The organism is Intrasporangium flavum (assembly GCF_001956915.1).
Lineage (GTDB): Bacteria > Actinomycetota > Actinomycetes > Actinomycetales > Dermatophilaceae > Monashia > Monashia flava.
On record NZ_MLJO01000011.1, the window covers coordinates 117868 to 143656 of the forward strand.

Annotated in this window: 31 protein-coding genes; 17 read left to right on the forward strand and 14 right to left on the reverse strand. The window is 73.1% G+C overall.

Annotated elements, in window-relative coordinates:
• The first annotated feature begins 99 nt into the window (after nt 1-99).
• Together BIV28_RS09635 and bfr are read left to right on the forward strand one after the other, a co-directional pair.
• The gene (locus BIV28_RS09635; protein ID WP_076261332.1) at nt 100-354 is read left to right on the forward strand and encodes a (2Fe-2S)-binding protein; all 255 of its coding nucleotides are present in this window, start codon (nt 100-102) and stop codon (nt 352-354) included.
• Complete coding sequence (bfr, locus tag BIV28_RS09640; protein ID WP_076261333.1) at nt 341-829, forward strand: bacterioferritin; 489 nt, start codon at nt 341-343, stop codon at nt 827-829. Before BIV28_RS09635 ends, bfr begins: the two co-directional genes overlap by 14 nt.
• A 59-nt stretch (nt 830-888) precedes the next feature.
• On the opposite strand, the gene BIV28_RS09645 is transcribed toward bfr, so the two are convergent.
• On the reverse strand, nt 889-1332 hold the full coding sequence (locus tag BIV28_RS09645; RefSeq protein WP_076261335.1) for a ferritin-like domain-containing protein: 444 nt from the start codon (nt 1330-1332) through the stop codon (nt 889-891).
• Nucleotides 1333-1605: 273 nt separating this feature from the next.
• Here BIV28_RS09645 and BIV28_RS09650 point away from each other — a divergent pair, with 273 nt between their 5' ends.
• Nucleotides 1606-2520, forward strand: coding sequence for a patatin-like phospholipase family protein (locus BIV28_RS09650; RefSeq protein ID WP_076261337.1), 915 nt, complete (start codon nt 1606-1608; stop codon nt 2518-2520).
• A 42-nt stretch (nt 2521-2562) separates the two neighbouring features.
• On the opposite strand, the gene BIV28_RS09655 is transcribed toward BIV28_RS09650, so the two are convergent.
• The 3 genes from BIV28_RS09655 to BIV28_RS09665 are packed head-to-tail and all read right to left on the reverse strand — an operon-like array spanning nt 2563 to nt 4681.
• Nucleotides 2563-3372, reverse strand: coding sequence for an LLM class flavin-dependent oxidoreductase (locus BIV28_RS09655; RefSeq protein WP_076261339.1), 810 nt, complete (start codon nt 3370-3372; stop codon nt 2563-2565).
• A complete protein-coding gene (locus tag BIV28_RS09660) occupies nt 3369-3974 on the reverse strand; it encodes a dihydrofolate reductase family protein (protein ID WP_076261340.1) in 606 nt (201 codons plus the stop codon). The genes BIV28_RS09655 and BIV28_RS09660 overlap by 4 nt, the downstream gene beginning before the upstream one ends.
• Before the next feature lie 53 nt (nt 3975-4027).
• Nucleotides 4028-4681 (reverse strand): dihydrofolate reductase family protein, encoded by a 654-nt coding sequence (locus BIV28_RS09665; protein ID WP_076261342.1) that lies wholly within the window; start codon nt 4679-4681, stop codon nt 4028-4030.
• 180 nt (nt 4682-4861) lie between these two features.
• Between BIV28_RS09665 and BIV28_RS09670 the strand changes: the two genes are divergently transcribed.
• Together BIV28_RS09670 and BIV28_RS09675 are read left to right on the forward strand one after the other, a co-directional pair.
• Entirely contained in the window at nt 4862-6355 is a 1494-nt protein-coding gene (locus tag BIV28_RS09670; protein WP_076261343.1) for an alkaline phosphatase family protein, read from the forward strand.
• 37 nt (nt 6356-6392) lie between these two features.
• On the forward strand, nt 6393-6593 hold the full coding sequence (locus BIV28_RS09675) for a hypothetical protein (RefSeq protein ID WP_076261345.1): 201 nt from the start codon (nt 6393-6395) through the stop codon (nt 6591-6593).
• Nucleotides 6594-6630: 37 nt separating this feature from the next.
• Here the strand turns inward: BIV28_RS09675 and BIV28_RS09680 are convergent, their stop codons facing one another.
• From BIV28_RS09680 to BIV28_RS09690, 3 genes are all read right to left on the reverse strand, one after another.
• Nucleotides 6631-7146, reverse strand: coding sequence for a nitroreductase family protein (locus BIV28_RS09680; RefSeq protein ID WP_076261347.1), 516 nt, complete (start codon nt 7144-7146; stop codon nt 6631-6633).
• A gap of 130 nt (nt 7147-7276) precedes the next feature.
• Nucleotides 7277-7759, reverse strand: coding sequence for a hypothetical protein (locus BIV28_RS09685; RefSeq protein ID WP_207555886.1), 483 nt, complete (start codon nt 7757-7759; stop codon nt 7277-7279).
• Nucleotides 7760-7966: 207 nt separating this feature from the next.
• Nucleotides 7967-8557 carry a DUF6529 family protein gene (locus BIV28_RS09690; protein WP_076261424.1) on the reverse strand — a complete coding sequence of 197 codons (591 nt, stop codon included), beginning with the start codon at nt 8555-8557 and terminating at the stop codon, nt 7967-7969.
• Nucleotides 8558-8703: 146 nt separating this feature from the next.
• Here BIV28_RS09690 and BIV28_RS09695 point away from each other — a divergent pair, with 146 nt between their 5' ends.
• From BIV28_RS09695 to BIV28_RS09705, 3 genes are all read left to right on the forward strand, one after another.
• Entirely contained in the window at nt 8704-9306 is a 603-nt protein-coding gene (locus tag BIV28_RS09695) for a DUF1326 domain-containing protein (RefSeq protein ID WP_076261350.1), read from the forward strand.
• The gene (locus BIV28_RS09700) at nt 9294-10112 is read left to right on the forward strand and encodes a DUF2182 domain-containing protein (protein WP_076261352.1); all 819 of its coding nucleotides are present in this window, start codon (nt 9294-9296) and stop codon (nt 10110-10112) included. Before BIV28_RS09695 ends, BIV28_RS09700 begins: the two co-directional genes overlap by 13 nt.
• Nucleotides 10113-10282: 170 nt before the next feature.
• On the forward strand, nt 10283-11179 hold the full coding sequence (locus tag BIV28_RS09705; protein WP_076261354.1) for an alpha/beta fold hydrolase: 897 nt from the start codon (nt 10283-10285) through the stop codon (nt 11177-11179).
• Nucleotides 11180-11238: 59 nt separating this feature from the next.
• On the opposite strand, the gene BIV28_RS20010 is transcribed toward BIV28_RS09705, so the two are convergent.
• On the reverse strand, nt 11239-11922 hold the full coding sequence (locus BIV28_RS20010) for a ribonuclease H family protein (RefSeq protein WP_242652878.1): 684 nt from the start codon (nt 11920-11922) through the stop codon (nt 11239-11241).
• A 131-nt stretch (nt 11923-12053) separates the two neighbouring features.
• Between BIV28_RS20010 and BIV28_RS09715 the strand changes: the two genes are divergently transcribed.
• From BIV28_RS09715 to BIV28_RS09735, 5 genes are all read left to right on the forward strand, one after another.
• On the forward strand, nt 12054-13589 hold the full coding sequence (locus BIV28_RS09715; protein WP_341350213.1) for a basic amino acid/polyamine antiporter: 1536 nt from the start codon (nt 12054-12056) through the stop codon (nt 13587-13589).
• A 26-nt stretch (nt 13590-13615) separates the two neighbouring features.
• Nucleotides 13616-14863, forward strand: a complete 1248-nt coding sequence (locus tag BIV28_RS09720; protein ID WP_076261358.1) for an arginine deiminase — start codon at nt 13616-13618, stop codon at nt 14861-14863.
• Nucleotides 14864-15048: 185 nt separating this feature from the next.
• Entirely contained in the window at nt 15049-15567 is a 519-nt protein-coding gene (locus tag BIV28_RS09725; protein ID WP_076261359.1) for a copper chaperone PCu(A)C, read from the forward strand.
• A 78-nt stretch (nt 15568-15645) separates the two neighbouring features.
• Nucleotides 15646-16044 (forward strand): hypothetical protein, encoded by a 399-nt coding sequence (locus tag BIV28_RS09730; protein ID WP_076261361.1) that lies wholly within the window; start codon nt 15646-15648, stop codon nt 16042-16044.
• A gap of 98 nt (nt 16045-16142) precedes the next feature.
• Nucleotides 16143-16712: a dihydrofolate reductase family protein gene (locus BIV28_RS09735; RefSeq protein ID WP_076261363.1), complete on the forward strand. Its 570-nt coding sequence runs from the start codon at nt 16143-16145 to the stop codon at nt 16710-16712.
• Between the two features lie 34 nt (nt 16713-16746).
• Here BIV28_RS09735 and BIV28_RS09740 read toward each other — a convergent pair whose 3' ends face one another.
• A complete protein-coding gene (locus BIV28_RS09740) occupies nt 16747-17151 on the reverse strand; it encodes an NUDIX domain-containing protein (RefSeq protein WP_076261364.1) in 405 nt (134 codons plus the stop codon).
• A gap of 40 nt (nt 17152-17191) precedes the next feature.
• On the opposite strand from BIV28_RS09740, the gene BIV28_RS09745 reads away from it, so the two are divergent.
• Entirely contained in the window at nt 17192-17785 is a 594-nt protein-coding gene (locus BIV28_RS09745) for a hypothetical protein (RefSeq protein WP_076261366.1), read from the forward strand.
• Between the two features lie 154 nt (nt 17786-17939).
• Entirely contained in the window at nt 17940-18662 is a 723-nt protein-coding gene (locus BIV28_RS09750; RefSeq protein WP_207555887.1) for a hypothetical protein, read from the forward strand.
• A gap of 49 nt (nt 18663-18711) precedes the next feature.
• On the opposite strand, the gene BIV28_RS09755 is transcribed toward BIV28_RS09750, so the two are convergent.
• The 3 genes from BIV28_RS09755 to BIV28_RS09765 all read right to left on the reverse strand — a co-directional run bounded on the left by BIV28_RS09755 (nt 18712) and on the right by BIV28_RS09765 (nt 21964).
• Nucleotides 18712-19728: a Gfo/Idh/MocA family protein gene (locus BIV28_RS09755; protein ID WP_076261369.1), complete on the reverse strand. Its 1017-nt coding sequence runs from the start codon at nt 19726-19728 to the stop codon at nt 18712-18714.
• Between the two features lie 2 nt (nt 19729-19730).
• Nucleotides 19731-20717, reverse strand: a complete 987-nt coding sequence (locus tag BIV28_RS09760) for a sugar phosphate isomerase/epimerase family protein (RefSeq protein ID WP_076261370.1) — start codon at nt 20715-20717, stop codon at nt 19731-19733.
• Between the two features lie 65 nt (nt 20718-20782).
• Nucleotides 20783-21964 carry a Gfo/Idh/MocA family protein gene (locus BIV28_RS09765; protein ID WP_076261372.1) on the reverse strand — a complete coding sequence of 394 codons (1182 nt, stop codon included), beginning with the start codon at nt 21962-21964 and terminating at the stop codon, nt 20783-20785.
• 155 nt (nt 21965-22119) lie between these two features.
• Between BIV28_RS09765 and BIV28_RS09770 the strand changes: the two genes are divergently transcribed.
• Together BIV28_RS09770 and BIV28_RS09775 are read left to right on the forward strand one after the other, a co-directional pair.
• Entirely contained in the window at nt 22120-23145 is a 1026-nt protein-coding gene (locus BIV28_RS09770; RefSeq protein WP_076261374.1) for a LacI family DNA-binding transcriptional regulator, read from the forward strand.
• A 9-nt stretch (nt 23146-23154) separates the two neighbouring features.
• A complete protein-coding gene (locus BIV28_RS09775) occupies nt 23155-23814 on the forward strand; it encodes a VOC family protein (RefSeq protein ID WP_076261376.1) in 660 nt (219 codons plus the stop codon).
• A 34-nt stretch (nt 23815-23848) separates the two neighbouring features.
• On the opposite strand, the gene BIV28_RS09780 is transcribed toward BIV28_RS09775, so the two are convergent.
• On the reverse strand, nt 23849-24676 hold the full coding sequence (locus tag BIV28_RS09780; RefSeq protein ID WP_076261378.1) for an alpha/beta fold hydrolase: 828 nt from the start codon (nt 24674-24676) through the stop codon (nt 23849-23851).
• 83 nt (nt 24677-24759) lie between these two features.
• Nucleotides 24760-25758 carry a LacI family DNA-binding transcriptional regulator gene (locus BIV28_RS09785; protein WP_076261380.1) on the reverse strand — a complete coding sequence of 333 codons (999 nt, stop codon included), beginning with the start codon at nt 25756-25758 and terminating at the stop codon, nt 24760-24762.
• Nucleotides 25759-25789 lie beyond the last annotated feature (31 nt).

Genomic DNA, 25789 nt, shown 5'->3' on the forward strand with positions numbered 1-25789 from the left:
TGCGCGGGACGGACTTGGGAATCTCAGGTTCGTCTGCTTAGGTAAGCCTGACCTTAGTACGCCGTCGCCCCGCGACCCGGCCCGCCACCCGGAGGACCCGTGATCGTCTGCCACTGCGCCGTGGTGACCGACCGCGACGTCACCGACGCGTGGGACGCCGGGGCGCGCAGCCTCGGGCAGGCCTGCCGCACCACCGGTGCCGGCGCCGACTGTGGCTCCTGCGTCTTCTCCCTCAAGCGGCTCCTGTGCGAGCATGAGGCCTCAGTCACCCGGTCGCTGTCCGACCCGACGCGCGACCTGGCCTCCGACCCGATGCCCACGCCGCTGGAGGTGGTGGAAGGTGAAGCCAGCTAGCCCCCGAGTCGTCGAGCTCCTCAACGACGCCCTGACCTTCGAGCTGACGGTCACGAACACGTACTTCCTCCACGCGCGCATGCTCGACAACTGGGGGTTCACCAAGCTCGGCAAGGTCTTCTACGACCTGTCCATCGACGAGATGCGCGACGCCGACGACCTCATCAACCGCATCCTGCTCTTCGACGGCCACCCCAACGTGCAGAAGCTCGGGGCCATCAGCATCGGCGAGGACGCCCACGAGATGCTCAAGCTCGCCTTCGAGAGCGAGAAGGCCGCAGTGGCGCAGTTCAACGCCGGGGCCAAGGAGTGCCACGACCTCGGCGACCACGGCAGCGCGGCCGTCTTCGAGGAGATGGTCCGCGACGAGGAGAAGCACGCCGACTGGTTCGAGAGCCAGCTCGATGCCATCGAGCGGATCGGCCTGCAGCAGTACCTCGCCCAGCAGCTGGGCGAGGGCGGCCCCGAGGCCTGAGCCCCGGGACCGCCCTCTTCCGGCGTCCGCCGGCGTTCGACGGCGTCCGACGCGTCGCGTCAGTCGGCGAGCTGGAGGGCCTTGACCTCGTCGCGCGCGGTGACGACCGACGCGTGCTGCCGGGAGACGACCTGGCGGAAGCCCGTGCTGAGGTCCATCTCTAGGGCCTTCTCGTACTCCGACACGGCGTGGTTCTCGCCCGTGACAGCGGCGCCGAGCACGCTGCCCGCGTCGTTGCCGGTCACGGCGTCCTTGAGCGCGATCCAGCCGCGGTGCAGGGCCGAGGTGGCCGTGCCGCTCTCGTCGACGTCGTCGCCGTACTCGTGGCCCATGTCGACGATTTCGCGGCGGAAGCCGGCCCGCTGGGCCGACAGGCGCTGCAGCGTCGAGGCCCACTCCGGGTGCTCGTCGCCGCGCAGCTTCTCGGCGGCCTGGGCGAACCCGCGCTCGCCGTCCTTCAGCGTCTCCACGAGCTCCTTGGCGGCCTTGGCGTCGTCCGACATCTTCTCTCCTTCGTCCGTGGTCCGGGGTCCCCTCAGCCCTACCCCGCCCGGGCGGACCCCAACCGCCATGACGCCGTGCCGCCGCCCGGACCGCAATCCCGGTGCGCCCGACCGGACCGCCCTGTTACCGTGCAGGCGATCGTGATCCGAACGGGGAGGTGAGACCCATGTGTGCAGTGTCCGCAGAGGGTGCTCCCTCCCGTCCCACGATCACGCGACGGTCGTAGTCGCCATCGGGAGCGCCCGCCCACGTACCCGCGAAAGGCGACTCCCATGACCACCTCCCCAGCCACACCCTCCGGCAGCTCCGGGCAGCGCGCCCTCGTCCTCGCTGGCGGCGGCGCGGCCGGCAACGCGTGGGAGATCGGCGTCATCGCAGGCCTCCACGACGCCGGGCTCGACGTGACCCGCGCCGACCTCGTCATCGGCACCTCGGCCGGTTCGACCGTGGCCGTGCAGGTCACCGCCGGCACGAGCCCGTCCGACCTCTACGCCGCGATCCTCGCCGAGACGCCACCGGCGCGCCCTCCTCACGGCGGCCCGGACCACCGACCCCGGCCCGCCGTCTCGGGGCCCGGCTACCTCGAGTGGTCGAACGCGATCATCGCCTCGGCCTCCGACCCCGCCGACATGCGTCGACGCCTCGGCGCCGCCGCCCTGGAACGCGACGCGTCCGGCGGGGCCGACGCCCGGCGCTGGCGCGAGGTCGTCGCCTCACGCCTCCCGGGCATCGACTGGCCCCGGCAGCGGGTGCTCGTCGTGGCCGTCGACGCCGAGTCCGGTGAGCCGGTGGTGTTCGACCGCGACAGCGGCGTCGACCTCGTCGACGCCGTGGCGGCGAGCACCTCGGCCATGACGCCCTACGAGATCGACGGGCGGCGCTTCCTCAACGGTGGCTACCGGCGCAGCGAGAACGCCGACCTCGCCGCGGGCTGCGGGCGCGTCCTCGTCATGTCGCCGTTCGCCGGTGCCAGCCGGATGCCGCCGGCGTGGGGGATGGACCTCGCCACCCAGGTGGCCGAGCTGCGGGCCGGCGGCAGCGCGGTCGAGACCGTCTTCCCGGACGCCGGTGCGGGAGAGGTCTTCGACGCCAATGCCCTCGACCCCGCTACGCGCCTTCCCGCAGCACGGGGTGGGTACGCGCAGGGCCGCGCCCTCGCCGGGCACCTCGCCGGGTTCTGGGGCTAGGGGGCTGAGGGGGCAGGTCCGGCGGTCCGGCCGACCGCCGGGTCAGCTGCCGGCCAGCGTCGCCACCACCGGGGCCAGCACCTCGGCCGAGCCGGCGCCGACGACGACGTAGCTGAACCCGGCCTCCTCCCGGCGGCGCCGGAGCTCCTCGACGGCGGCGGCCGGGTCGCTCGGGAGGATGGCCAGCGAGTCGGCCGCGCGCATCGCCGCGGGGTCGGTGTCGCGGGCCGAGGCCATGAAGGGGGCCACCTCGTCGCCGACGACCGACACGTGCAGGGCCAGCTCGACGTCGCGCTCGGCCCGCAGGTCGCGGGCCATCTGCTCGAGGTCGGCACGGCTGTCGCTCGGCAGCGTCGCGAACGTCACCGTGTCGGCCACCTCGGCGGCCAGCGCCCGGGCGCGCGGTCCCCGGACGGCCATGACGACGGGGGTGCGGGCGTCCGGGCCGTCCAGCTCGCGCAGCCGCTGGACCGTCTCGCGCACGGTGTCGAGCCGTTCTCGCGGCGGGGTGACGGGCAGGCCCAGGTCGGCGAGCTCGTCCTCGATACCGGGGCGGCCGGTGCCGATGCCCATCTCGAAGCGGCCCTCGGTGAGCGCCGTCATCGAGTGCGCCTCCCAGGCGGTGCTCCAGGCCGGACGCAGGGGTGCGGCGTAGACCCACGTGCCGACCCGCAGCGCGGTGTCGGCGGCGGCGAGCGCGAGCGTCGGTGCGGGCGCCGGCTGCCACTGCGGCACGTCGGGAACGAGCAGCGTCGAGTAGCCGGCGCCGGCCACCCGACGCGCCTGCTCGCGCCACGTGCGCACGTCGGTGAGCACCGGGGCGACGACCCCGAAGCGGAAGGGCCGGGTCACGGCCGGGCGCCCTTGAGCACGGGGTAGCGCAGGTGCGTCACGCCGACGCCCTGGACGACGGTCGGGTCGCCGAGGACGGCGGGCGTGTCGGCGAGGTGGTCGAAGAGCCGCACCCCGGACCCCAGCAGGACCGCGGCGACGTCGACGTGGAGGGTGTCGAGCAGGCCCGCGTTGAGCAGCTGCTGGATCGTGTCGGCGCCGTGCACGCCGACGTCCTTGCCGCCCGCGGCCTCCTTGGCCTGCTGCACGGCGCTCTCGATGCCGTCGGTGACGAAGTGGACCGTCGAGTCGGGGCGCGGCCAGCCCTCGGGGATCTCGTGGGCCAGGACGAACGCCGGTCCCCAGCCGTGGTTGCCGCCCCACCCCTGCGCGGTCTCGAAGGTGCGGCGGCCGGTGAGGACGGCACCGAGCCGGGAGGTGAGGCCGCGGATGTACCCGGCGCTCGGCTCCGACACGGTGAACGTCATCGGGTTCGACCCGCCGGTGCGGACCTCGACGTCGCCCGAGCCGAAGTACCAGGCGAACACCCCCATCACGTCACCGTCGGGCGCGGCGACGAAACCGTCGAGGGACATGGACATGATGGCGACGACCTCGGACACGGCGGTGCTTCCTCTCGGTGGGTGCGGCCCCCTGCGAGGGCCTCTCACTCCTGCTACGAGGCAGGCTGCCCGGATCGGACACCCTTGCGCGTGAAGCTGAGGTGGGTGACGCCGCTGGGCGAGGAGACCGCCTCGATCTCGTAGGTGTCGTCGAGGCCCTCGAGCCCGTCCCAGAGGCGGACGCCGCGGCCGAGCAGGATCGGCACCTGCACGACGTGCATCTCGTCGACGAGCCCGGCGAGGAGGAAGTCGCGCACCACGGTGGCGCCGCCGCCGATCCGGACGTCCTTGCCGTCGGCCGCCGCGCGGGCCGTCTCGAGCGCCTCGGCGGGAGCCGCGTCGAGGAAGTGGAACGTCGTGCCGCCCTCCATCTCGATGGGGTCCCTCGCGTGGTGGGTCAGGACGAACGTCGGGGTGTGGAACGGCGGGTTCGGGCCCCACCAGCCCGTCCAGTCCGGGTCGTCGTGCCAACCGGGCGGGCCGAACTTGTTGGCCCCCATGATCTCGGCGCCGAAGCCCTGGCCGTGGCGCTCGGCGAAGGCGTTGTCGACGCCGGTGCTCCCGCCCTCGCCCCAGGTCCGGGTGGCCATCATCCACTGGTGCAGGCGCTCGCCCGCGTGGCCGAACGGTGCCTCGAGGCTCTGCGGCTCACCCGTCGCGAAGCCGTCGAGGGAGATGGAGAAGTTGTGGATCCGTGTGAGCGACATCCGCGCCCTCCTGGGTGGTCGACTGCACTGCGCGCTCGTCTGTGGGCACCTGCAGCCTACGTCGCCCGAGTCGGTGAAAAGTGGGTCGAAGCGGGTCGGGTCAGGCGTAGCGTGGTGAGGTCGTGGAGTCCTCGGCTGCAAGGGGGAGTTGTGCGTACTTCGTGGTGGCGAGTTCCCGTGATGGTCCTGGCGCCGGTCGCGGCGGCGGTGGTGTGTGCGCCGGTCGGTTCGGCGACGACGCAGCAGAACCCCAAGGTGGAGCACGTGCTGCTGCTCAGCCTCGACGGGTTCCACGACGGCGACCTGACGAGCTACGCGGCCGCCCATCCGGGGTCGGCGCTCGCGGACGTGCTCGCCCGGGGACGCCGGTACGCGAACGCGTCGGCCCAGACGCCGTCGGACTCCTTCCCTGCCACCTTGGCCATGACGACCGGCGGCTCGCCCCGGTCCACCGGCGTGTACTACGACGTGTCCTGGGACAACGACCTGTCACCGGCCGGCTCGGACTGCAGCACGAGGGGAGCGCTCGTCCCCTTCAACCAGACGATCAACCTCAACCCCAACGCGGGCGACAGCGTCGCCGACATCAACCCGGCCAAGCTGCCGCGCGACCCCGACCACGGCTGCAGCGTCGTGTACCCCCACCAGTTCCTCAAGGTCAACACCATCTACGAGGTGGCCCACGACGCCGGGCTGCGCACCGCGGTCGCCGACAAGCACCCCAGCTACGAGATCCTCGCGGGCCCCTCCGGCACCGGCATCGACGACTTCTACGGCCCGGAGTTCAACGCCGCCAAGTCCGACATCGCCAAGATCATGGCCAACGACGAGCTCAAGGTCGTCGCCGTGCTCAACCAGATCGACGGCTTCACCCACGACCGCTCCGCCGTGGTCGGCGTCCCGGCCATCTTCGGCATGAACTTCCAGGCGCCGAACATCGGGCAGAAGTTCTCCGGCTACGTCGACGCGGCGGGGACGATCCCGCAGAGCGTCACCACGCTGGGCCCGCTCACCGGCACCGCCCCCGGCCTCGCGCAGGCGCTCGACTACGTCGACGGCGCGGTCGGCCGGATGCTGAGCCGGCTCGAGGCCGACGGCCTGACCGACGACACGATGGTCGTCCTCACCGCGAAGCACGCCAACAGCCCTGTCGACCGCGGGGCGCTGCGCTGGGTCGACCCGTCCGGCTTCGCCCCGCTCGTCAACAGCGTCCAGCCCGGGCTCACTGCGCAGGTCACGGCCGACACCATGGCGCTGATCTGGCTCAAGGACCGCAGCCGTGCGGCCGACGCGGCCGCCGTGCTCGAGGCGAACGCCGCGGCGATCGGCGCCGGCACCGTCACGAGCGGCGCCGCGGTCGGGGACCTCTTCGCCGGCCAGCTCGGCGGCAACCCGGGGCGGATCCCCGACATCGTCGTGCAGCCCGTGGCCGGCGTCGTCTACGCGGCGCCGAACGCGAAGCTCGTCGACCACGGCAGCGGCAGCCCCGAGGACACCCACGTCCCTCTGGTCATCATCGAGCCCGGCCGCAAGGGCGGCCGCACCCTCACCTGTCCCGTGTCGCTGCGCCAGGTCGCGCCGACCGTCCTGCGCGCGCTCGGGCTCAGGGAGAGCCTCCTCGACGCGGTCCGGCTGGAAGGGACCCAGCGGCTGACCAACGGCGACGAGTGCTGAGTCGGCCCCCGGCCCGGCGAGATCGCAGACTGGTGCGATGACGTACTTCTGGGTCGGCGTCGGGCTGGTGCTCGTGGTCGGCATCGGGCTCATCGTGTGGGGCTCGATGTCGGGACCGGGTCGATCGGGGGAGGATGTGTCCGCGCGGCGCAGCCGCCAGGCGCAGGTCGGCGCGGGGATGGCGGGGCTCGCGCTGCTGGTGCTCGTGGTCGCCTACCTCACGGCCCCGTGGCCCTGAGCCCGCGAACGCGGGCGACGGCGGCGCATCGCGCGGGTCACCACCGGCCGCGGTGGACGACCTCGTCGAAGGGGCGTCGGTCGAGCCGCTCGATGACCGCCAGCGGACGGTCCGACGGGTAGCCGACGGAGAGCAGGTAGGCCAGGAAGCGTCCCTCGGGGAAGCCGAGGACGGCCCTGGCCCGGTCCTGGTCGGCCGCGGCGGCGTGGCCGGTGCCGACGCCGAGGTCGGCAGCGGCGACGGTCATCGCGTACGTCGCCTGGCCCAGGTCGTACTGCAGCAGGGCGGACTGCCGGTCGTCCGTCGGCTCCGGCGCGACGATCGCGATGGCGGCCGTCGCCCCGGCCACGTGCCTGGCGCCCTGCCAGACCTTCGACAGCTCGACCAGCTGCGCCCGGTCGGTGACGAGCACGAAGTCCCAGGGCTGCCAGTTGCCGGCGGACGGGGCGCGACGGCCCGCGTCGAGGATCCGGTCGAGGTCCTCGTCAGGAACCGGCTGCTCGGTGAACTGTCGGACATTGCGTCGCGCCCTCAGGGCGTCCCAGGTCTCCACACCGCCATGGTGCGCCTGCGGGTGCCGATGGGGCCACCGTCCGGGCCGGTGCCCCGGACCCGTCCGGTCACCGTCGTCCGATGAGCCGGGGCCCGCCGACCGTGCGGTCAGCGGACCCCGGCTCAGCTGCCTACGCGTCGATGCGGCGACCGCTGAACGAGCCGGTCCCTGAGTCGACCTTGGTGCCGGAGGGATCGAAGACCGCGAAGTCGTAGGTGCCGCTGATCCTCCCGTGGTGCACGCTGCCCCAGGCGCGGACGCGCACGGTGACGCCCGGCATGGTGGGACCGCCGCCGGCCTGGCCCGTCCAGAACGTCGCCTTGAAACCGCTGCCGCTGCGACGGGCCCAGGTCCCCGTGAAGGGCGGGCCGGCCGGGGCGATGTCGTGGCTGATCATGACGTTCCCACCCGCGAAGCTGAGGACGGTCGAGACCTCGGTCGGGTCGCCGGGCGGGTCGTCCTTGCGCTTGACGATCCAGCTGCCCGCGAGCGCGGAGCCCTCGTTGTCCGACGCCGATGCCGAGGAGGCGCTCGCCACACCCCCGATCGCCACCGCGCCCGCGGCGCCGGCCCCCACCAGAACGCGACGCCGATTCATCACGTGCTCGTCCATTGCGATCTCCTCCTCCTGTGAGCCGTCGGAGAACCCCGACCCTTCAGGTTCGGCGTCCGGGAGAAGGCGCGTCAAGGCTTCGCCGTGCGTCCACCACTTATGGACCGCTAGGTCGCAATGGTGCCTGGATGAGTAGCCAACGGTGCACCAATGCGCACATAGGCCGTCCTGACGAATTCGCGGGATTTCGTTGGTATCAGGACGATCTCAGCCGTACCCACCCGCGCCGGGCCAGCCGTGGGTGCCGATGTACCAGACGGCCGACGTCAGCACGGCGGACACCAGGAGCGTGAAGAGCAGGCCACCGGCCACGGGCAGGAACCAGCCGGGCGCGCGCCGCGAACGGACGGCGACGACCTTGACGACGATCGTGCCCAGGACCGCGCACCCGAGGACGCCGTGCACCACCGTCCGCGCCGGTACCGGCTCCCCGTCGGCGAACCTGCCGGTCTCGAGGCCCAACGCCCAGAGGCAGTGGTAGGCGATGACGAGGGTGAGGAGCAGGGCGACCGTGCCGCTGACGCGGTGTGCGGTGCCGAGCCACGGCGGCGCGCCGGCACCGAGCTTGCCGTAGAGCCAGAGCGCCCCGATGGCCTGGAGCACGGCCAGCACGCCGACGACCACCGACAGCACGACCTTCATGTCGATGACCGTGCGGAAGCCAAGGGTCGTCGTACCGGCGAGCGTCGGGTCGTGGACCTTGCCGAACACCCCGACGAGCAGTGCGACGACCGCGCCGACGGCGAACCCGGCCAGTGGGACGGCCAGGCTCCTCGGCGGCGTCGTGTCTGCTGCCACCACGTCAGGATGCTCCTGCACCGACGCGCCCGGGAGCCGAACGCCGCAACCCCGGCGGACGCGTCCACGGTGTCGTTGACATCCCTCGACGGGCGGGCGGACACTCGGCGGAGGGGGAGGCTCTCAGCGTGACAAGGAGCGCGATCATGTCCTGGAGCCTCAACGGTGAGTACGTCGAGACGTGCTCGTGCGAGCTCATGTGCCCGTGCAACCTCTCCCTCGACCACGGGGCGACGTACGACTTCTGCCGGGTGACGCTGGTGTTCGACATCGGTGAGGGGACGGTGGAGGGTACCGACGTCGCCGGCCGCACCGTCGCGATGGTCGCGGACACGCCGAAGGTCATGACCGAGGGCAACTGGCGGGTCGGCGTCTTCGTCGACGACGGCGCCAGCGACGAGCAGCTCGAGCGGCTCGTGCAGGTCTTCAGCGGACAGCTCGGCGGCCCGATGGCCGGGCTGGCGCCACTCATCGGGGAGATGCTCGGCGTCGAGCGGGCCCCCATCGAGGTGGTCCACGACGGGCTGCGCCACGGCGTCCGGATCGGCAGCGCCGTCGACTTCGAGATCGAGGACGTCGTGCCGTTCGGGGTCGAGAGCGGTGAGCCCGTGCGGTTCTCGGGAATGTTCCACCCGGTCGGCTCCGACCTGACGATGGCCGAGGCGAAGCGGTCGAGCATCAACGCCTTCGGGATCAGCTACGAGGGGAAGACGGGACTGTCGAAGTCCGGCTTCTCATGGGCCGCCTGAGCGGACCGACCCCGGTGGGCGCCGCCCACCCGGACACGGCCGGGCTGCGTCCCGCCTACGCCGCGGTGCGCACCCACCGGTCGCTCGTCGTCGTCCTCGTCGTGCTCGCCGCGGGCGGGTGGTGGTGGACGGTCCGGCAGATGAGCGGCATGGACCAGGGGCCGTGGACCGGGCTGGGGACGTTCGGCTGGTTCATCACCGTGTGGGTCGTCATGATGGCCGCGATGATGTTCCCGTCGGTGGCCCCGACGGTGGCCCTCTACTCACGGATGAGCCGAGCTCCGTTGGGGCCCATGGCGTTCGTCGCCGGCTACCTGGCCACGTGGACGGTCGCGGGGGTCGTCGCCTTCCTCGTCGGGGTCCTCGCGGGGCGCGTCGCCCCCGACCTGCAGTGGGACAGCGCCGGACGCGTCCTCACCGGAGGGACGTTGCTGCTGGCAGCGGTGTACGAGCTGACGCCGCTCAAGCGGGTCTGCCTCAACAAGTGCCGCAGCCCCCTCGGCCTGCTCCTCGGGTCGTGGCGCGACGGGTGGTCCGGTGCGCTGCGGATGGGGATGCGCAACGGCGCCTGGTGCGTCGGCTGCTGCTGGGCCCTCATGGCCTCGCTGTTCGCGCTGGGGGTCATGAGCCCCGTGTGGATGGCCGTCGTCGCCGGCCTCATCGCCGTGGAGAAGGTGCTCCCGTGGCGGCGGAGCGCGACGTACGGCGTCGCGATCGCCCTCCTCGCCCTCGGCGTGCTCGTGCTCGTCGCACCCCAGGTCGTCCCGGGCCTCACCGTCCCGGCGCCGAGCCCGATGCCGATGTGACCCCCGTGGCACCGTGGCACCGGGGCGCTCGAGCCCGCCAGGGCGGCGACACGGCGTCGTCCAGAGCAACGTCCAGAGCCACGTGCGGAGCCACGTCCGGAGCCAGCCCCGACCGCGTCTCACCCCGGTGGGATGACGCGTCCACCGGGGCGGGGCGGGAGGGTGAGAGGGTGTCGCGCCCACCCGCCACCAGGCCCGGCGCCGGCCGCGCGACGGCGCTGACCGGGCGATGGACGGTCGTCGACGGCGTCAGGGTGTTCTACCGCGAGTCCGTCGGTCCGCGCCCCGAGGGGACATCGATGGTCCACCTGCACGGCTTCGGGCTCTCGGGGCGCTACCTGCTCCCCACGGCCGAGCGGCTCGCGGGGCAGTTCCACACGCTCGTGCCCGATCTCCCGGGCTTCGGGCGCAGCGGCAGGGCACGCGGGTCCCCCGGGGTGACCGAGCTCGCGGACGCCGCAGCGTCGTTCGTCGAGGACCGGGGGCTGGGCAGCGTGACCCTCGTCGGCAACTCGATGGGCTGCGCGGTCATCTGCGAGTTCGCCCACCGCCACCCCGACCGACTCGAGCGCGCCGTCCTCGTCGCGCCGGCCGGCGGGCTGCACAACCAGCCGATGCACCGCGCGATCCGCCAGCTGGCCCGCGACGGCGTCCGCGAGCCCGCGCGGCTCGTGCCGGTGGCCGTGCCGGACTACCTGCGGTACGGCGTGCCCAGCACGGTGCGGATGTTCCGTGCCCTGACGCGCTACCCCGCGCTCGAGCGCCTGCTGGAGCTGCGGGTCCCCACCCTCGTCGTGGTCGGGAGCGCCGACCCGCTGATGCCGGACCCGCGCCGGATCCAGCAGATCGCCGAGCGGATCGACAACGAGGTCCTGCTCGTGGTCATCCACGGCGCCGCCCACGCCGTGAACTTCAGCCATCCCGGCGAGCTCGCGAACGTCATCCGGCAGTTCATGGCCGACGAACCGATCCGCGACGACCCCGACGAGCCGGGCGACGCGCGGGTCCACGAGATCCACCGCGGGGTCAGGCTGCCGCCCCTCGCCCCGGACGAGGGCCCGTGGTGAGGGTCCTGCCCTCGGGGGCGTCGCACGGCGACGGCGCGGGCGGCGCGGTCGGCGGAGACCTAGTCGCGGGCGAGGCTGGCCGCGACGGCGAGCTCGTCGACGAGGTCGTTCATCTCGTGGCCCGAGTGGCCCTTGACCCACTGGAAGGCGACGTCGCCGCGGTCGCGGACCGCCGTGACGAGCGGCTCCCACAGGTCACGGTTGGCGACCGGCTTCTTCGCCGAGGTGGTCCAGCCGCGCGCGAGCCATCCTTCCCACCACCGGTCGCGGAAGCAGTTGACGACGTACGTGGAGTCGCTGACCACGACCAGCGGCCCGCTCAGTGCGGTGATGGCCTCCAGTGCCGCGCGGATCTCCATGCGCTGGTTGGTGCTCGGGCGTTCGGACCCCGACGCGAACCGGTCCCGGTCGATGGCCCACGCCCACCCGCCCGGGCCCGGGTTCCCGGAGCACGCGCCGTCGGTGTAGACGTAGGTCGCACCGGCGGGCGCGGACATCGGTGCCTTCGGTGCTCGTGGCGTCCGAGCCCTGCCTGCACCCTTGCCGGCGCTCCTGTCGGCAGCCGTGGCGCCCGGCGTCCGGGACGGCGTCGCCCGTGGGGCGGCCAGGCCCGGGAGGGCGAGGTCGTCGCCGCAGGCCGCGTGCACCCAGGCGGTCGAGCCGCCACCGGCGCCGACGATCTCCTCGCCCGGTCGGATCGGGCCCTGGCACTGCGTGCAGCGTCCCGGGAACTTGGCCAGCACAGCTCTCCTCGTGGTTCGGCGGCTCGCAGCCGCTGGGGTGGCTCGGCCGGTCCTGCCGCTGCCGCCCGCGGCACCGAGCGTAGTGAAGGTCAGGGACAGCGAGGGACGGGCCCTCCGGCTGAGGGGGCCGCATGAGTACTGGAGAGCAAGGGCGTCGTCCGTCGGACGGCGCGGCAGGCGGCGCGACGACGGCAGCCGCGGACGGGCACGGGCCGGCCACCACCACCGACGAGGGTGCCGGGCCGGCCGTCGCGAAGATGAGCGTCCCCACGCTCACCGGCATGGTGGTCGGCAGCATGGTCGGGGCCGGCGTGTTCTCGCTGCCGGCACGGTTCGGCGTCGCCACCGGCATCCTCGGCTCCCTCATCGCCTGGGCCATCGCCGGCACGGGCATGCTCATGCTCGCGTTCGTGTTCCAGAGCCTGGCCATCCGTCGGCCCCAGCTCGACTCCGGTGTCTTCATCTACGCCAAGGCGGGCTTCGGCGACTACGCCGGCTTCAACTCGGCGATCGGCTTCTGGGCCAGCGCCGTCGCCGGCAACACGTTCTACTGGGTGTTCATCAGCGCCACGCTCGGCACGTTCTTCACCGGCTTCGGCGACGGCGCGACCGTGCTCGCGGTGGGCCTCTCGAGCGCGGGCGTGTGGTTCTTCCACTACCTCATCGCGCGGGGGGTGCGCGACGCCGCAGTCATCAACCGCATCGTCACGGTGTTCAAGATCCTGCCGATCCTCGTGTTCATCGTCGTGCTGTTCGTCAACTTCGACGCCGGGGTCTTCGCCGACAACTGGACCGCCGGGGCGTACGGCGACCTTGGCAACCTCAACGAGCAGGTGCGCAACACCATGCTCATCACGACGTTCGTCTTCATCGGCATCGAGGGCGCCAGTGTGTACTCGCGCTACGCCCGTCGGCGCGAGGACGTCGGCCGCGCAACGGTGCTCGGCTTCCTGAGCGTCCTGTCGATCTTCGCGCTCGTCACGCTGTCGAGCTACTCCGTCGTGCCGCAGCCGGAGCTCGCCGCGACGCGGCAGCCCTCGATGATCGGCGTCTTCCGCTCGGTCGTGGGCGACTGGGGCGAGGTCTTCATCAGCGTCGCCGTCATCGTCTCGGTGCTCGGGGCCTACCTCGCCTGGACCCTCATGGCGGCCGAGGTCATGTTCATCCCGGCGCGCCAGGACGACTTCCCCCGCTTCCTCGGGCAGGAGAACGCGAACGGCACGCCGATCACGGCGCTCGTCGTCACCTCCATCGGGGTGCAGTCCCTGCTGTCGCTGACGCTCTTCGTCGACGACGCGCTGAACTTCATGCTCGACCTGTCCACCAGCCTCGCGCTCCTGCCCTACCTCCTGGCAGCCGCGTACTCGCTGAAGCTGGGGCTCACGGGGGAGGGCTACGAGGACATCGCGCCGAGGACCAGGCGCCGGGAGACCGTCGTCGCCGGCGTCGCCACCGCCTACACGGTCTTCCTCTTCGACGCAGCGGGACTGAAGTTCGTGCTCCTCATGACCGTGATCCTCGCCCCGGCGTCGCTGCTCTACATCAAGGCGCGCAGCGAGCAGGGCAGGCGGCTGTTCACGCCCTCCGAGCTCGCGCTCTTCGTCCTCATCGTCCTCGGTGGCGTGGCCGGCGTCGTCGGCCTGGTCACCGGGCGCATCACCATCTGACCCCACGAAGAGAAGAGGCGACGCAGATGACCGCACCATCGACCTACGGCGTGCACTCGGAGGTCGGCCGGCTGCGCAAGGTGCTCGTGTGCGCTCCCGGCCTGGCGCACCGCCGCCTCACCCCGACGAACAGCGACGACCTGCTCTTCGACGACGTCATGTGGGTCGAGAACGCCCAGCGCGACCATGCCGACTTCGTCAACAAGCTGACCCAGCGGGGCGTGGAGGTGGTGGAGCTGCACGACCTGCTCGCCGAGACGATGCAGGACCCGGCGGCGCGGGGCTGGCTGCTCGACCGCAAGATCGAGCCCAACCACGTCGGGCTCGGCCTCGTCGAGGGCACGCGCGCCTTCCTCGAGTCGGTCACGCCGCGACAGCTGGCGGAGTTCCTCATCGGTGGGCTCGCCACGAACGACCTCCCCGAGGACTACCGCACGGGCTACATCGCCCTGGCGCGTGAGCAGTCCGGAGCCCGCGAGTACCTGATGCCGCCCCTGCCCAACACCCTCTACACCCGGGACACGACGTGCTGGCTCTACGGCGGGCTCACGCTCAACCCGCTCTACTGGCCCGCGCGCCACGACGAAACCCTCGTCTACAAGGCCGTCTACGAGTTCCACCCCGACTACGCCGGGTCGACCGTCTGGTGGGGCGACCCCGAGCAGGACTGGGGCCAGGCCACGTTCGAGGGCGGCGACATCATGCCGGTCGGCAACGGCGTCGTCCTCATGGGGATGAGCGAGCGCACGTCGCGCCAGGCGATCACGCAGGTCGCGGCGGCCCTGTTCGGGCAGGGAGCCGCGCAGCGGGTCGTCGTCGCGGGGATGCCGAAGCTGCGGTCGGCCATGCACCTCGACACGGTCTTCACGTTCGTCGACCGCGACGTCGTCACGCTCTACCGCACGATCATGGACGCGGTGCACACGTTCACGCTGCTCCCCGCGGACGGGCCGCCCGGCATCGAAGTCGTCGACGAGGGGAGCACGTCCTTCGTCGACGTCGTCGCCGCCGCCCTGGGGCTGCCCTCGATCCGCGTCATCGACACGGGCGGCGACGTCTACCAGTCCGAGCGGCAGCAGTGGGACAGCGGCAACAACGCCGTCGCCGTCGAGCCCGGGGTGGTCTTCACCTACGACCGCAACACCGTGACCAACACGTTGCTGCGCAAGGCCGGCATCGAGGTAATCACCATCGTCGGCGCCGAGCTCGGCCGGGGCCGCGGCGGCGGCCACTGCATGACGTGCCCGATCGCGCGCGACCCCGTCGAGTTCTGACCGGGCCGAGCGGTGTGGTCCTCGAGGAGGAGTCGATGACAGACGACGACGAAAAGGCATGGGAGATGAGCAGATTGAGTCCACTGCACCGATTCCGGCTCGCACCCGCCGGCACCGCGCGGGGCCGCGCCGACCGGCCGCACGCGTCCGGCCCCTCACGTCGGCGACGGCTGGCACGGGCTCTCGTGGCGACGGGCCTCGTGCCCGCAGCGCTCGTCGTCGCCGCCTGCACCAGCCAGCCGGACAGCACGCAGGCCCGCATCGACAACCCGGCGCGGGGCAACAGCGTCAACGCCCAGGTCGGCAGCATCCGGTTGCTGGCCACCCGCATCGACGCCCCGGAGGAGCGCAAGGTCCTCGCCGCCACCAGCACTGGACTGTTCACGACGCTCGCCAACGACGGGGCGCAGGACGACCGCCTCGTGGCCGTGTCCACCAGCTACGCGACGCGCGCCGTGCTGCGGGACGGCACCGACGGCGCGGAGCGTCCCGTCGACGTGCCGGTGCCCGCCCACGGCGTCGTGTCGCTGCAGTACCCGGGGCACACCCACATCGAGCTGGTCGACCTCAAGGTCGATGTCCGGGCCGGGCGCCTGCTGCCCGTGCAGTTCCGCTTCGCCAAGGCCGGTACGGCCACCGTCAACGTCTTCGTCGACGGGTTCGGGCTGCCCACCGTGTCGCCCGTGACGTCCCGCACGAGCTGACGACGCGGCTCCGCCCCGACGCACCCCGACGCGTCCCGACGCTGACGCGCGCCCGGACATCGGGCAGGCTTGGGCGACATGAGTGCTGTCACCCTCGAGACGTTGCGCCTGTTCCTCCACGTCCTGGCCGCCACCGTCTGGGTGGGCGGCCAGATCACCCTCGCCGCCCTCGTCCCGGCGCTCCGCGCGGCCGGGACCGACGTGCCGAAGGCGGCGGCCAACGCCTTCAACCGGATCGCCTGGCCCGCGTTCGGCGTCCTGCTGCTCACCGGCGTCTGGAACGTCGTGGCCGAGGGCGACAAGGGCCCGGCCTACGAGCGCACCCTGATGGTGAAGTACACGCTCGTGCTCGCCTCCGGCGTCACCGCCTTCCTCCACGCGCGAGCGGCCTCGCGCCGGGCCATGGCCGTCTTCGGTGCGCTCACCGGCCTGACCGCGCTGGCCACGCTCTTCGTCGGGATCATGCTCGCGCAGTGAGCCGCGCGCCGCCGGACGAGGACGCGGATCCGAGGGGTGCGATCGTCCCTTCTCGCGCGCCGCAGGAGCAGACTGGCAGGCAGACGGAAGGACGTCGGATGCCTGAGCTCGTGGTCGACTTCATCACCTCGCTCGACGGTTACGGGGCGGCCGACGGCTGGCCGGGCTGGTGGGGCCTGCAGGGGCCCGAGTACCTGGCCTGGCTCGCCGAGAGCCCGGAGGGTGACCACCTCACCCTCATGGGGGCGAACACCTACCGGCTCATGCACGCCTTCACCGCGGAGGGCGAGCCGGGGACCGACGTGCTCACCGGCATGTCGAAGGTCGTCTTCTCGAGCACGCTGACCGAGCCGCTCGAGTGGGAGAACACGACGCTGGTCACCGGGGACGCCGCCGAGGCGGTCCGGGGCATGCGGCAGGACGGCGACCGCCCGATGCGCACGATCGGGAGCGTGTCGCTGTGCCGGTCGCTGGTCACGGCGGGCCTCGTCGACCGGTTCCGGGTCGTCATGTTCCCGGTCATCACGGGAGCCACCGGCCGCGAGCGGATCTACGACGGGTACCCGGACGTGGCCCTCGACATGATCGACAGCCGCACCTTCGACGGCCGGATCCAGCTGGTCGAGTACGTGCCGCGGGTGCTGGACGGGCCGCCGCTCCCGTCGTGACGGGCGCCTGCGGGCCACCAGGCTCCTGCCGGGCCTAGGCGGTGGCCGTCCCGACGGCACGCAGGATGCTCGAAAGGGCCCGCGGGTGGGCCAGGTCCAGGTCTGCCAGCTCGCCGGGCCGGAACCAGCGCAGGTCGTCGTGCTCCTCGGGTGCCACGTTGACCGGTTCGCCGTCCCATCTCGTGACGAGGAAGGCGTGCACGTCGAGGGTCGGGTCCTCCACCGGCATCGGGAAGGGCAGCGGGTCGTGGACGAGGACGCCGATCTCCTCGCGGCACTCCCGCACGACGGCCCGGTCGGGCGACTCCCCGGGCTCGACGTGACCGCCGACGAGGTCCCAGCAGTCGGGGTACCAGCGACGCGACGGGTGGCGGTGCACGAGCAGCACGTGACCGTCGCGCACGAGCGCCGCGACGGCGATCGGGATCCGGTCGCTCATGTCGGCACCCTAGGCGAACCCCTACTGGCACACTCGCGCCATGAGCACGGGACAGGCGGCGCCGCCCACGACCATCGCGCGTCCCGCCGTGCGCCGGGCCGTGCCCCGTCGCCGCGTCGTGGCGGGGTGGGTCGCCGCCCTCGTGGCGGCAGGCGTCGTCGGCTGGTGGTGGAGCCACCCGACGGCCCTGGCCGGGAATGGATTCGACATGGGCATGAGGCACTGGACGGTCGGCAAGACCTTCTACGCCGCCGTGACGTCGCCACGGCCCGGCGAGCAGACCGGCCTGAGGATCCACTCGGCCTCCGCGACGGCCACCGTCGGCGAGATCGAGCAGCCCGGCGCCACGACGATCGCGTTCTACGTCTGCACGCACGCTCCGGCGTCCGACGTCCAGGCCATGCTGATGGCCGGTCCGACCGAGATCGGCCAGCAGTGCTCCTCCCTCGTTCCCGCCGAGGGAGCGGCCATGAGCCTCGGCGAGAGGCCCTCCCAGCAGCTCGTCATGGCCGTGACGCCGCACCGGCCGGGACACGTCGCCATCCGCGACGTCACGGTCACCTACAGCCACCGCTGGCAGCGAGGCACCGAGGTCTTGGCCGGGCTGGTCACGCTCGAGGTCGCGACGCCCTGAAGGCAGAGCCGGCCGCGTCTACGCTGGAACGGTGGGCCACGGCGGGGACCGGCCGCCCGGTCAGGGCACGACGTCGCGACGCCCCGGGCTGCCCCACGGGGCCCCCGGGGTCGGACGCCGACGCCTCGCCGCCGTTGCCGGGTGGGTCGGCGCCATGGCAGCCGCGGTGGTCATCTCGGGTTGTACCGCCGCGATGCCGCCCGGAGAGGTCGACACCCGCCTGCCGGTGAGCCCCGCGCCCTCCCTGACGACGATCGACCGGATGACCGCCCTGCCCGAGGCGGTCGAGTGCGCGACCGAGCACCTCGACGGCCGCCGCAGCAGTCTGCCGGGACAGGAGCTGCTCCCACCCGGGTACCCCGGCGCCGTCGCGGTGCGGCTCGTCGTGCCTGGAAGGGATGCCGCCGACGCCCGCTGCCACCCGACGCTCGTGAACCGGTTCAGCTGCCGCGACACGACGACGTGGGCGGTGCCCGACCCCACCGAGTTCCTCCTCGCCTTCGGTGCGAACCGGGTCAGGGTCGTCGAGGGGACGTCCACGGCCCGGACGCAGTCGACGGGCGACGGCCGCGCCCCGGCGGCACCGAAGCGGTCGTTCACCTACGCGGAGTACACGTTGGCCGCCGGCGACCCGCGTGGCGCCGTCGCGTTCGAGCGGCGCGTCTTCGGGACCTGCGCCCTGGCGACCGTCTCGACGGTCGGCACCGTGGCGCTGTGCACGGCCTCGGTGGGGACCGAGACCGGCCTCGTCGACGTCGCCTTCCTCGCCACGGGGGACCGGCTGGCGCAGGTGTCGCTGTCCGGGACCCGGTGGAGCGCCGACGAGCGCGACCGTGCCTGGCAGGCCGTCGCGCTGTACCTCCGGCAGCAGGGGTGACGGCACGGCCTGGCGGCCGCGACCGCTCGACCTGGCCGGTGGGTTCGGCTCAGGCCGTAGCGGGTTCGCGCACCCCCGACGCGGCGTAGGCGGCGTCGACGAGCTCGGCGCTGGCGACCGACCAGGCTGCGTCGGTGAGCACTGGTGTCCCCTGCCGGACGGCCGAGGCGAAGGCCTCGAGCTGGTAGGTGTAGCTGGTCCGGGTGCCGAGGTGCTCGACGACCTCCGGCTCGCCGTCGCGTCGCAGGACGAGGGAGTCGCCCTCGTGCGGCACCGGGAACATCGGCACGACGAGCTCGCCGGCCGACCCCCGGACCGTCAGCGACATGTCGCGGTCGGCCGAGTCCATGTCGCTGCCCGCCAGGCCCGTTGCGCCGGAGGGGAACTCGAGGTCGGCGAAGAGGCGCTCATCGACGCCGGGGCGTCCGGCCCGCGTGTCAGCCCGGGCGGCGACGACGCGCGGCTCGCCGCCGGCGAAGCGTCCGAGCAGCCGCACGCAGGAGAGCGCGTAGCAACCGAGGTCCATCGTGGCGCCGCCACCGAGCTCGCGCGACCAGCGCGGGTCGTCCTCGGGCGGGGCCGGCATCCGCAGCACCGCCTCGACGCGTTCCACCTCGCCCACGGCGCCGTCGCCCAGCAGGGCGCAGACCCGCTGGAACAGCGGGTGGTACGGGTAGTGGAACGCCTCCATGAACACGACGCCGGACGCGTGCACGGCGTCGCGGACGCGTCGGGCCTCGGTGGCGTCGAGGGCCGACGGCTTCTCGGCCAGCACGTGCTTGCCGGCCTCGGCCGCGCGCACGTTCCACTCGGCGTGCAGCGCGTTGGGCAGCGGGTTGTAGACCGCCTCGACGTCGGGGTCGGCGAGCACCTCGGCGTACGAGCCGAGCACCCGCTCGACGCCGTGCTCGTCGGCGAACGCGGTTGCGCGCGCCGCGTCGCGGGCGGCGACCGCCACGAGCCGGTGCCCCGTGGCCGCCGCGGGCGCGACGACGCTGAGCGACGTGATCCGGGCTGCGCCGAGGACGCCGAGCCGCAGCGGCTCGTCCGCCGGGGAACCCGCCATCGTCAGATGCCCTTCTCGGCCTCGAGGAGGGTGCCCGCCGCGAAGCGCAGGCCCTCGAGCTGGTCGAGCTCGCGGTCCTCGTGCTCGATGTTGACCGGCATGTCGGGGTCGACCTTGTGCAGGGCCCGGAGGAACTCGGTCCAGTACGCGGTGTCGTGGCCGCGTCCCACGGCGACGAAGTCCCACGACGACTGGCTCGGCCAGCCGCTCAGCGTCGTGCCGCCACCCATCGGCAGGTAGTCCGGCGAGCCCTCGGCGACGCGCGTGAACGCGTCGTCGATGACGCCGTTGACCCTGGCGGCGTCGTTGATCCGGGTGTCCTTGGCGGCCGCGTTGTAGACGAGCTCGCCGAGGTCGGCGATCGCGAGCACCGGGTCGATGCCCTGCCAGAAGAGGTGGCTCGGGTCCATCTCGGCGCCGACGTGCGTCGCGTCGATCTCCGCCACGAGCCGGTGCAGGGTGCGCGGGTTGAAGACGACGTTGCCCGGGTGCATCTCGATGGCGACCTTGACGTCGGCGTCGGCAGCGCGCGTTTGGACGTCCTTCCAATACGGGACCGCAACGCCCCACTGGTACTCCTGGACGTCGAGGAACGGGCTCCACCACGGCAGCGGGTTCCACACGGGCCCAGTGGTCCCCGGCTCGCTGCCCGGCGCGCCCGACATCGTCACCAGGCGCTTGACGCCGAGCAGGGCCGCGAGCTCGATCGAGTCGAGGAGGTCCTGCGAGTGCGGGAAGCCGGCCGCGGGGTGCAGCGGGTTGCCGTTGCAGTTGAGCGCGGTCAGGGTCAGGCCCCGCGAGCTGAACTCGCCGAGGTACTGCTGGCGGGCGTCCTCGCTCGAGCGGAGCTCCTCGACGGGCAGGTGGATGGGCGGCAGGAAGCCGCCGGAGTTGATCTCGACGCTCGTCAGGCCGAGGCCCTTGATGATGTCGAGGGCCTCGGGGAGCGTCTTGTCCGCGAGGCAGGCGTTGTAGGCACCGAGCTGCATGGGGGTCGTCCTTTCGTGACGTCGTCGTCGACGGGTGCGCTGGAAGCGGTTGGGGGAGAGAGGGTTCAGGGGGCGACGGAGACGGTCGCGCCGCCCGCTGTGGCCGACCGGGCCACGGCGTCGATGATCTGCAGGTCGCGCAGGCCGTCCTCGAACGGCGCGACGGGTGGCAGGCCCTTGATGCCGGCGACCTGCTCGAGGAACGCCCGGGCCTGGTAGCCGAAGAGGTCGCCGACGCCGTACGAGACGCCCGGGAAGTCCATCGGCAGTCCGCCCTTGACGTACGGGTGGGCCGGCCCGGCGAGCACCCGGTTGTAGCCGTCGAAGCCGTCCTCGCGGAGCCGGCGGATGACGCTGAGCTCGGCCGGCCGGTCCATGTCCCACTTGACGCCGCCGTGCTGCGCCATGACCTCGAAGGCCATCGAGTTGGCGTGACCGGGGGCGATGCGTGAGATGGAGAACGTGCCGACGGCCCCGTTCTCGAAGTGGGCCGTGAAGGTCGCGACGTCGTCGTTCTCGACCGGCTCGCGCACGTCGGACAGCTCGGCCCGGGCGTGCCCGTACGTGGTGCCGAGCGGCAGGGCTCGCTCGGTGACCTTCGTCGTGAAGGTCGCGCCGCCGACCGACAGCATGGGGCCGCAGAGGAACTCGGCCACGTCGATGAGGTGGCTGCCGATGTCGGCGAGGGCGCCGGTGCCCGGCCCGCCCTGGTAGCGCCACGCCATCGGCACCTGCGGGCTGAGCGCGTAGTCGCACCAGTAGCGCCCGTTGAAGTGCGAGATCTCGCCGAGCTCGTCGCGGAGCAGGTCGCGGATGGCGGCGACGGCGGGCTGCCGGCGGTAGACGAACCCGACGCCGGTCACCTGGTCGGGGTGGGCCTGCGCCGCCGCCACCATCGCCTGCGCGTCCTCGAGGCTCGCGGCCAGCGGCTTCTCCGACAGCACGTGCTTGCCGGCGGCGAGGAGCGCCTCGGTGATCTCGCGGTGCAGGTGGTTGGCGACGACGACACTGACCACGTGGACACCGTCGTCGTCGAGCAGCTCGCGCCAGTCGGTGCCGGAGCGCTCGAAGCCGTAGCGGGTCGCCGCGTCGGACGCGACGGACGCGTCGGCGTCGATGACCGCGACGTATCGGACGGGCGGCAGCGGCGGGTCGAACAGCGTCGGGGCGGTGCGGTAGCCGGCGCAGTGGGCGCGCCCGGCCATGCCGGCGCCGACGACGGCGACACCGATGGGGGACGTGGTCATGGTGATGTGCCTCTCTGGACATCGGTGCGGGAGCTCTGGGCGCTAGGCTTAAAGCGCTTTAAAGAGTCTGCGGGGCGTCCCTCCGCCCTGTCAACGCTTTGTGCTGACAAACTGTCGAGCGATCGCCGACCCGATCACCCCGACCGAGGAGCCCCATGCCGACCCGACCGTCCCGCCCGCGGCTCGACGACGTCGCCGCGCGCGCCGGCGTCTCCACCGCCTCGGTCTCGCTCGTGCTCCGCGGACGCCCCGGCCCGTCCGACACGACCCGCGAGGCCGTGCTCCGGGCCGCGTCCGACCTCGGGTACCGGCCCGACCGCACCGCGAGCCTCCTGGCCCGCCGCCGCACCCAGCTGCTCGGCGTGACGATGGACGTCAGCAGCCCGTTCCAGGCCGAGCTGCTCGAGGACCTGCAGGCCGCGGCCGACGAGCGCGGCTACGACCTCGTCGTCAGCCCGCTCACGCGCACGCGCGACGAGCGCCGTGCCGTCGAGATGCTGCTCGACTTCCGCTGCGAGGCGCTCATCCTGCTCGGCCCGTCGACGCCCGACGCCGACCTCGCCGCGCTCGCCCGGGACCACCACGTGGTCGCCATCGGTCGGCGGCTCGACGTCGAGGGCGTCGACGTCGTCCGGGCCGCCGACGACGTCGGTGTCGGGCTCGCCGTCGACCACCTAGTAGGGCTCGGGCACCGGTCGCTCGCGTTCGTCGACGGCCCCCGCGGGTCCATCGCGACGCTGCGCCGGCAGGCCTTCAGGGCGGCGACGCGTCGGGTCATTGGTTCGTCGGTCCGGGTCGTCCCCGGTGGTGCCACCGAGGAGGCCGGGCAGCGGGCCGGTGCCGACCTCGTGCGGGCGGGCGCGCTCGCGCCGTCCGGAGGTGTCACGGGCCTCGTCTGCTACAACGACCGCGCGGCGCTCGGGGTCCTGGCCGCCTTCCAGGAGGCGGGGTGCTCGGTGCCCGCGGACGTGTCGGTCGTCGGCTACGACGACAGTCCCCTCGCGCGCCTGGCGACGGTCGGCCTCACCTCGGTCAGCCAGGCCACGCGCCCCATGGCCGAGGCCGCGGTGCAGGCGGCCACGCAGCGCCTCGACGAGGGACGGTCCGAGGTGGTCGAGGTGGTCCTCGAGCCGCACCTCGAGGTGCGCCGTACGACGGGCCCGGTGGGTGGACGGCGCTAGCGTGCTGGCATGACCGACAAGCTGACCCGGCAGGCCGCTTCGGAAGCCCTGCCCACGTGGCGGTTCCTCCTGCAGCGGATGCACCTGACGGTCCGCGCCGCCGACGCCGCGGCCGCGTTCGACTTCGTCGCACGCGTCGGTACCGTCGCTGCGGCGCACGACCGGCAGCTCGATGTCGACCTCCGGGCGCCGGTCGTCCACCTCGCCCTCTCGACGCGTGCCGGTGGCGGCGTCACCGACGACGACGTCGCGCTGGGGCGGGACGTCGACGCCCTCGTGGCCGAGCTCGGCCTCGCCTCCGAGCCGGGCTCCCTCACCGTCGTCGAGATCGCCATCGACGCCATGGACATCGACGCCGTCCGTCCCTTCTGGGACGCCGTGCTCGGGTGGGACGTCATCCGGCGCGACGACGTGCAGGACCCGCTCCGGCTCGGCCCGGCCGTGTGGTTCCAGCAGATGGACGAGCCACGGCCGCAACGCAACCGGATCCACCTCGACGTCACGGTTGCGCACGACGAGGCGGCCGGACGCATCGAGCGGGCCCTCGCCGCCGGCGGCCGTCTCGTGTCCGACTCGCGCGCCCCCGCCTTCTGGATCCTCGCCGACCCCGAGGGCAACGAGGCATGCGTCTGCACGTGGCAGGGGCGCGACCCGGTCCCGGGGGCCTGACCCGCACTCGTCAGCCGGCCCGCCAGCCGGCGCGTCAGTCGGTGAGTGCCTCGGTGACCAGCGCCGCGAAGAGCGCCGGGTCATCGACCCACGGGAAGTGCCCTGCGCCGTCCTGGACGATGCACCGACCGTCCGCGAAGAGTGCCGCGATCCGCTGCCCGACCTCGGGGCCCGGCACGAGGTCGAGCTCGCCGACGACGATCCGGACCGGTGCCTCGAGCGCAGCGAACGCGTCACGGCCCAGTGCGTCGTCGGGCACGCCGGACCAGAACGCCGCCGTGCCGTCGCGGTTGTGCTGCGACGCGTCCGACTCGGCGTGCTCGCGGGCGGCGTCGGTCCAGGCGCCGTAGAGGAAGGGCGACATCGCCCGGCGGGTCGCGGGCGTGGGCTCCTCGGCGGCGAGGGCGAGGCTGGCCTCGGCGAACCACGGCTCGGCCGCACGCAGCTGCACCCGGGCCGCCCACTCCTCGTCGGTCACCTCGATGCTGCTGGCCGGCGTGACGAGGACGAGCCGGCCCACCCGCTCCGGATGGGCCGCCGCGTACAGCTGGGCGACGAAGCCGCCGGCCGAGTGCCCGAGCAGGTCGACGGTCGTGAGGCCGAGGTGCTCGCGCAGCGCCTCGAGGTCGTCGGCGAGGCGGGGCGCCGCGTAGGTCGCCGGGTCGTCGGGGCGAGGGGATGCCCCGGTTCCGCGCGGGTCCGGCACGACGAGTGCCCGGCCGGATGCGCCGGCGAGGCCGCCGAGCGTGCCGAGGTAGGCGGCGTCGCGGGCCGGTCCGCCGGGCCAGACGACGAGCGGCTCGCCGTCGCCCTCGACGTGGTAGGCGAGCTGCGTCCCGTCGTAGGACGTGTAGGTCGGCATGGGCCCACCGTGCCAGAGCGTCGAGGGCCCGCGCTCCCCGGTTTCCGCGCTGGGCGCCGGTCCCGTCCCTGCGTGCCGGCCGGTCAGGCGACCGGAGCGGTGCTGCTCCGGACGACGAGCTCGGGCCGGATGACCGCGCCGGTCGGCTCTGCCGCGCCGTCGTCGAGCCGGGCCGTCACCGCGCGCACGGCCTCGGCGCCGAGCCGGGCGGCGTCCTGGCGCACCGTCGTCAGCGCGACGTGCGGGTAGCCGGCCTGCTCGATGTCGTCGAAGCCGACCACCGACACGTCGCCCGGCACCCGCAGTCCCGCCTGCCGGACGACGTCGACGAAACCGAGCGCGCAGCGGTCGTTGAACGCGACGACGCCGGTCGGGCGCGGGGCGTCCATGGCGAGGAAGGCCCGGCCGGCCGCAGCGCCGTCGAGCTCGGTGAGGCCGCCGGGCATGACGAGTCCGGGGCGCTCCGGTGCGGCGCGCATGCCGCGCCGGTAGCCCTGACGTCGCTCCGCGGCGCCCGGCGCCCGGCCGCCGTCGAGCAGCCCGATCCGCTCGTGCCCGAGGTCGCGCAGGTGCTCGACCGCAAGACGCATCCCGAGGGTGTCGTCGGTGCGCACCGTCCCGACGCCTGCTGCGCGTGCCGGGCGCAGCACGCTGACCACGGGTAGCCGCTCCGCGAGTCGTGCCATGGCGCCGGTCGCGAGGTCGCTGCCGACGAGGACGAGGCCCTCGCACCGCTCGGCGAGCAGGGTGTCGACGGCGTCGGTGTCGGAGCGGTCGGGCGTGACGCCGCTGAGCACCACCTCGTAGCCCACCGCGTCGGCCCCGGTGTAGAGGCTGCGGAGCACCTCGCCGTGGAAGGCGTGGCCGACGGCGAACGTCACGCCGATCATCCGCGTGCGACCCCGGCCGAGCCGGCTGGCGCGGGTGTCGGGCCGGTAGTCGAGGTCGGCGGCCGCGGCGAGGACGCGGGCGCGGGTCTCCTCGGAGGCGCCGGCGACGCCGCGGAACACGATCGACACGAGGGCGCGCGACACCCCGGCTCGTGCCGCCACGTCCTCCATCGTCACGCGTCCGGTTGCCATGCGTCCGCAGTGTAGAGCGCTCCAGACCATT

What these genes read in the sequence shown, in the direction of transcription:
- BIV28_RS09645 (WP_076261335.1), bottom strand. Translation starts at nt 1,332, where the DNA reads ATGTCGGACGACGCCAAGGCCGCCAAGGAGCTCGTGGAGACGCTGAAG.
- BIV28_RS09650 (WP_076261337.1), top strand. Translation starts at nt 1,606, where the DNA reads ATGACCACCTCCCCAGCCACACCCTCCGGCAGCTCCGGGCAGCGCGCC.
- BIV28_RS09665 (WP_076261342.1), bottom strand. Translation starts at nt 4,681, where the DNA reads ATGTCGCTCACACGGATCCACAACTTCTCCATCTCCCTCGACGGCTTC.
- BIV28_RS09670 (WP_076261343.1), top strand. Translation starts at nt 4,862, where the DNA reads ATGGTCCTGGCGCCGGTCGCGGCGGCGGTGGTGTGTGCGCCGGTCGGT.
- BIV28_RS09675 (WP_076261345.1), top strand. Translation starts at nt 6,393, where the DNA reads ATGACGTACTTCTGGGTCGGCGTCGGGCTGGTGCTCGTGGTCGGCATC.
- BIV28_RS09685 (WP_207555886.1), bottom strand. Translation starts at nt 7,759, where the DNA reads ATGGACGAGCACGTGATGAATCGGCGTCGCGTTCTGGTGGGGGCCGGC.
- BIV28_RS09695 (WP_076261350.1), top strand. Translation starts at nt 8,704, where the DNA reads ATGTCCTGGAGCCTCAACGGTGAGTACGTCGAGACGTGCTCGTGCGAG.
- BIV28_RS09700 (WP_076261352.1), top strand. Translation starts at nt 9,294, where the DNA reads ATGGGCCGCCTGAGCGGACCGACCCCGGTGGGCGCCGCCCACCCGGAC.
- BIV28_RS09715 (WP_341350213.1), top strand. Translation starts at nt 12,054, where the DNA reads ATGAGTACTGGAGAGCAAGGGCGTCGTCCGTCGGACGGCGCGGCAGGC.
- BIV28_RS09720 (WP_076261358.1), top strand. Translation starts at nt 13,616, where the DNA reads ATGACCGCACCATCGACCTACGGCGTGCACTCGGAGGTCGGCCGGCTG.
- BIV28_RS09730 (WP_076261361.1), top strand. Translation starts at nt 15,646, where the DNA reads ATGAGTGCTGTCACCCTCGAGACGTTGCGCCTGTTCCTCCACGTCCTG.
- BIV28_RS09735 (WP_076261363.1), top strand. Translation starts at nt 16,143, where the DNA reads ATGCCTGAGCTCGTGGTCGACTTCATCACCTCGCTCGACGGTTACGGG.
- BIV28_RS09740 (WP_076261364.1), bottom strand. Translation starts at nt 17,151, where the DNA reads ATGAGCGACCGGATCCCGATCGCCGTCGCGGCGCTCGTGCGCGACGGT.
- BIV28_RS09745 (WP_076261366.1), top strand. Translation starts at nt 17,192, where the DNA reads ATGAGCACGGGACAGGCGGCGCCGCCCACGACCATCGCGCGTCCCGCC.
- BIV28_RS09750 (WP_207555887.1), top strand. Translation starts at nt 17,940, where the DNA reads ATGGCAGCCGCGGTGGTCATCTCGGGTTGTACCGCCGCGATGCCGCCC.
- BIV28_RS09755 (WP_076261369.1), bottom strand. Translation starts at nt 19,728, where the DNA reads ATGGCGGGTTCCCCGGCGGACGAGCCGCTGCGGCTCGGCGTCCTCGGC.
- BIV28_RS09760 (WP_076261370.1), bottom strand. Translation starts at nt 20,717, where the DNA reads ATGCAGCTCGGTGCCTACAACGCCTGCCTCGCGGACAAGACGCTCCCC.
- BIV28_RS09765 (WP_076261372.1), bottom strand. Translation starts at nt 21,964, where the DNA reads ATGACCACGTCCCCCATCGGTGTCGCCGTCGTCGGCGCCGGCATGGCC.
- BIV28_RS09770 (WP_076261374.1), top strand. Translation starts at nt 22,120, where the DNA reads ATGCCGACCCGACCGTCCCGCCCGCGGCTCGACGACGTCGCCGCGCGC.
- BIV28_RS09775 (WP_076261376.1), top strand. Translation starts at nt 23,155, where the DNA reads ATGACCGACAAGCTGACCCGGCAGGCCGCTTCGGAAGCCCTGCCCACG.
- BIV28_RS09780 (WP_076261378.1), bottom strand. Translation starts at nt 24,676, where the DNA reads ATGCCGACCTACACGTCCTACGACGGGACGCAGCTCGCCTACCACGTC.
- BIV28_RS09785 (WP_076261380.1), bottom strand. Translation starts at nt 25,758, where the DNA reads ATGGCAACCGGACGCGTGACGATGGAGGACGTGGCGGCACGAGCCGGG.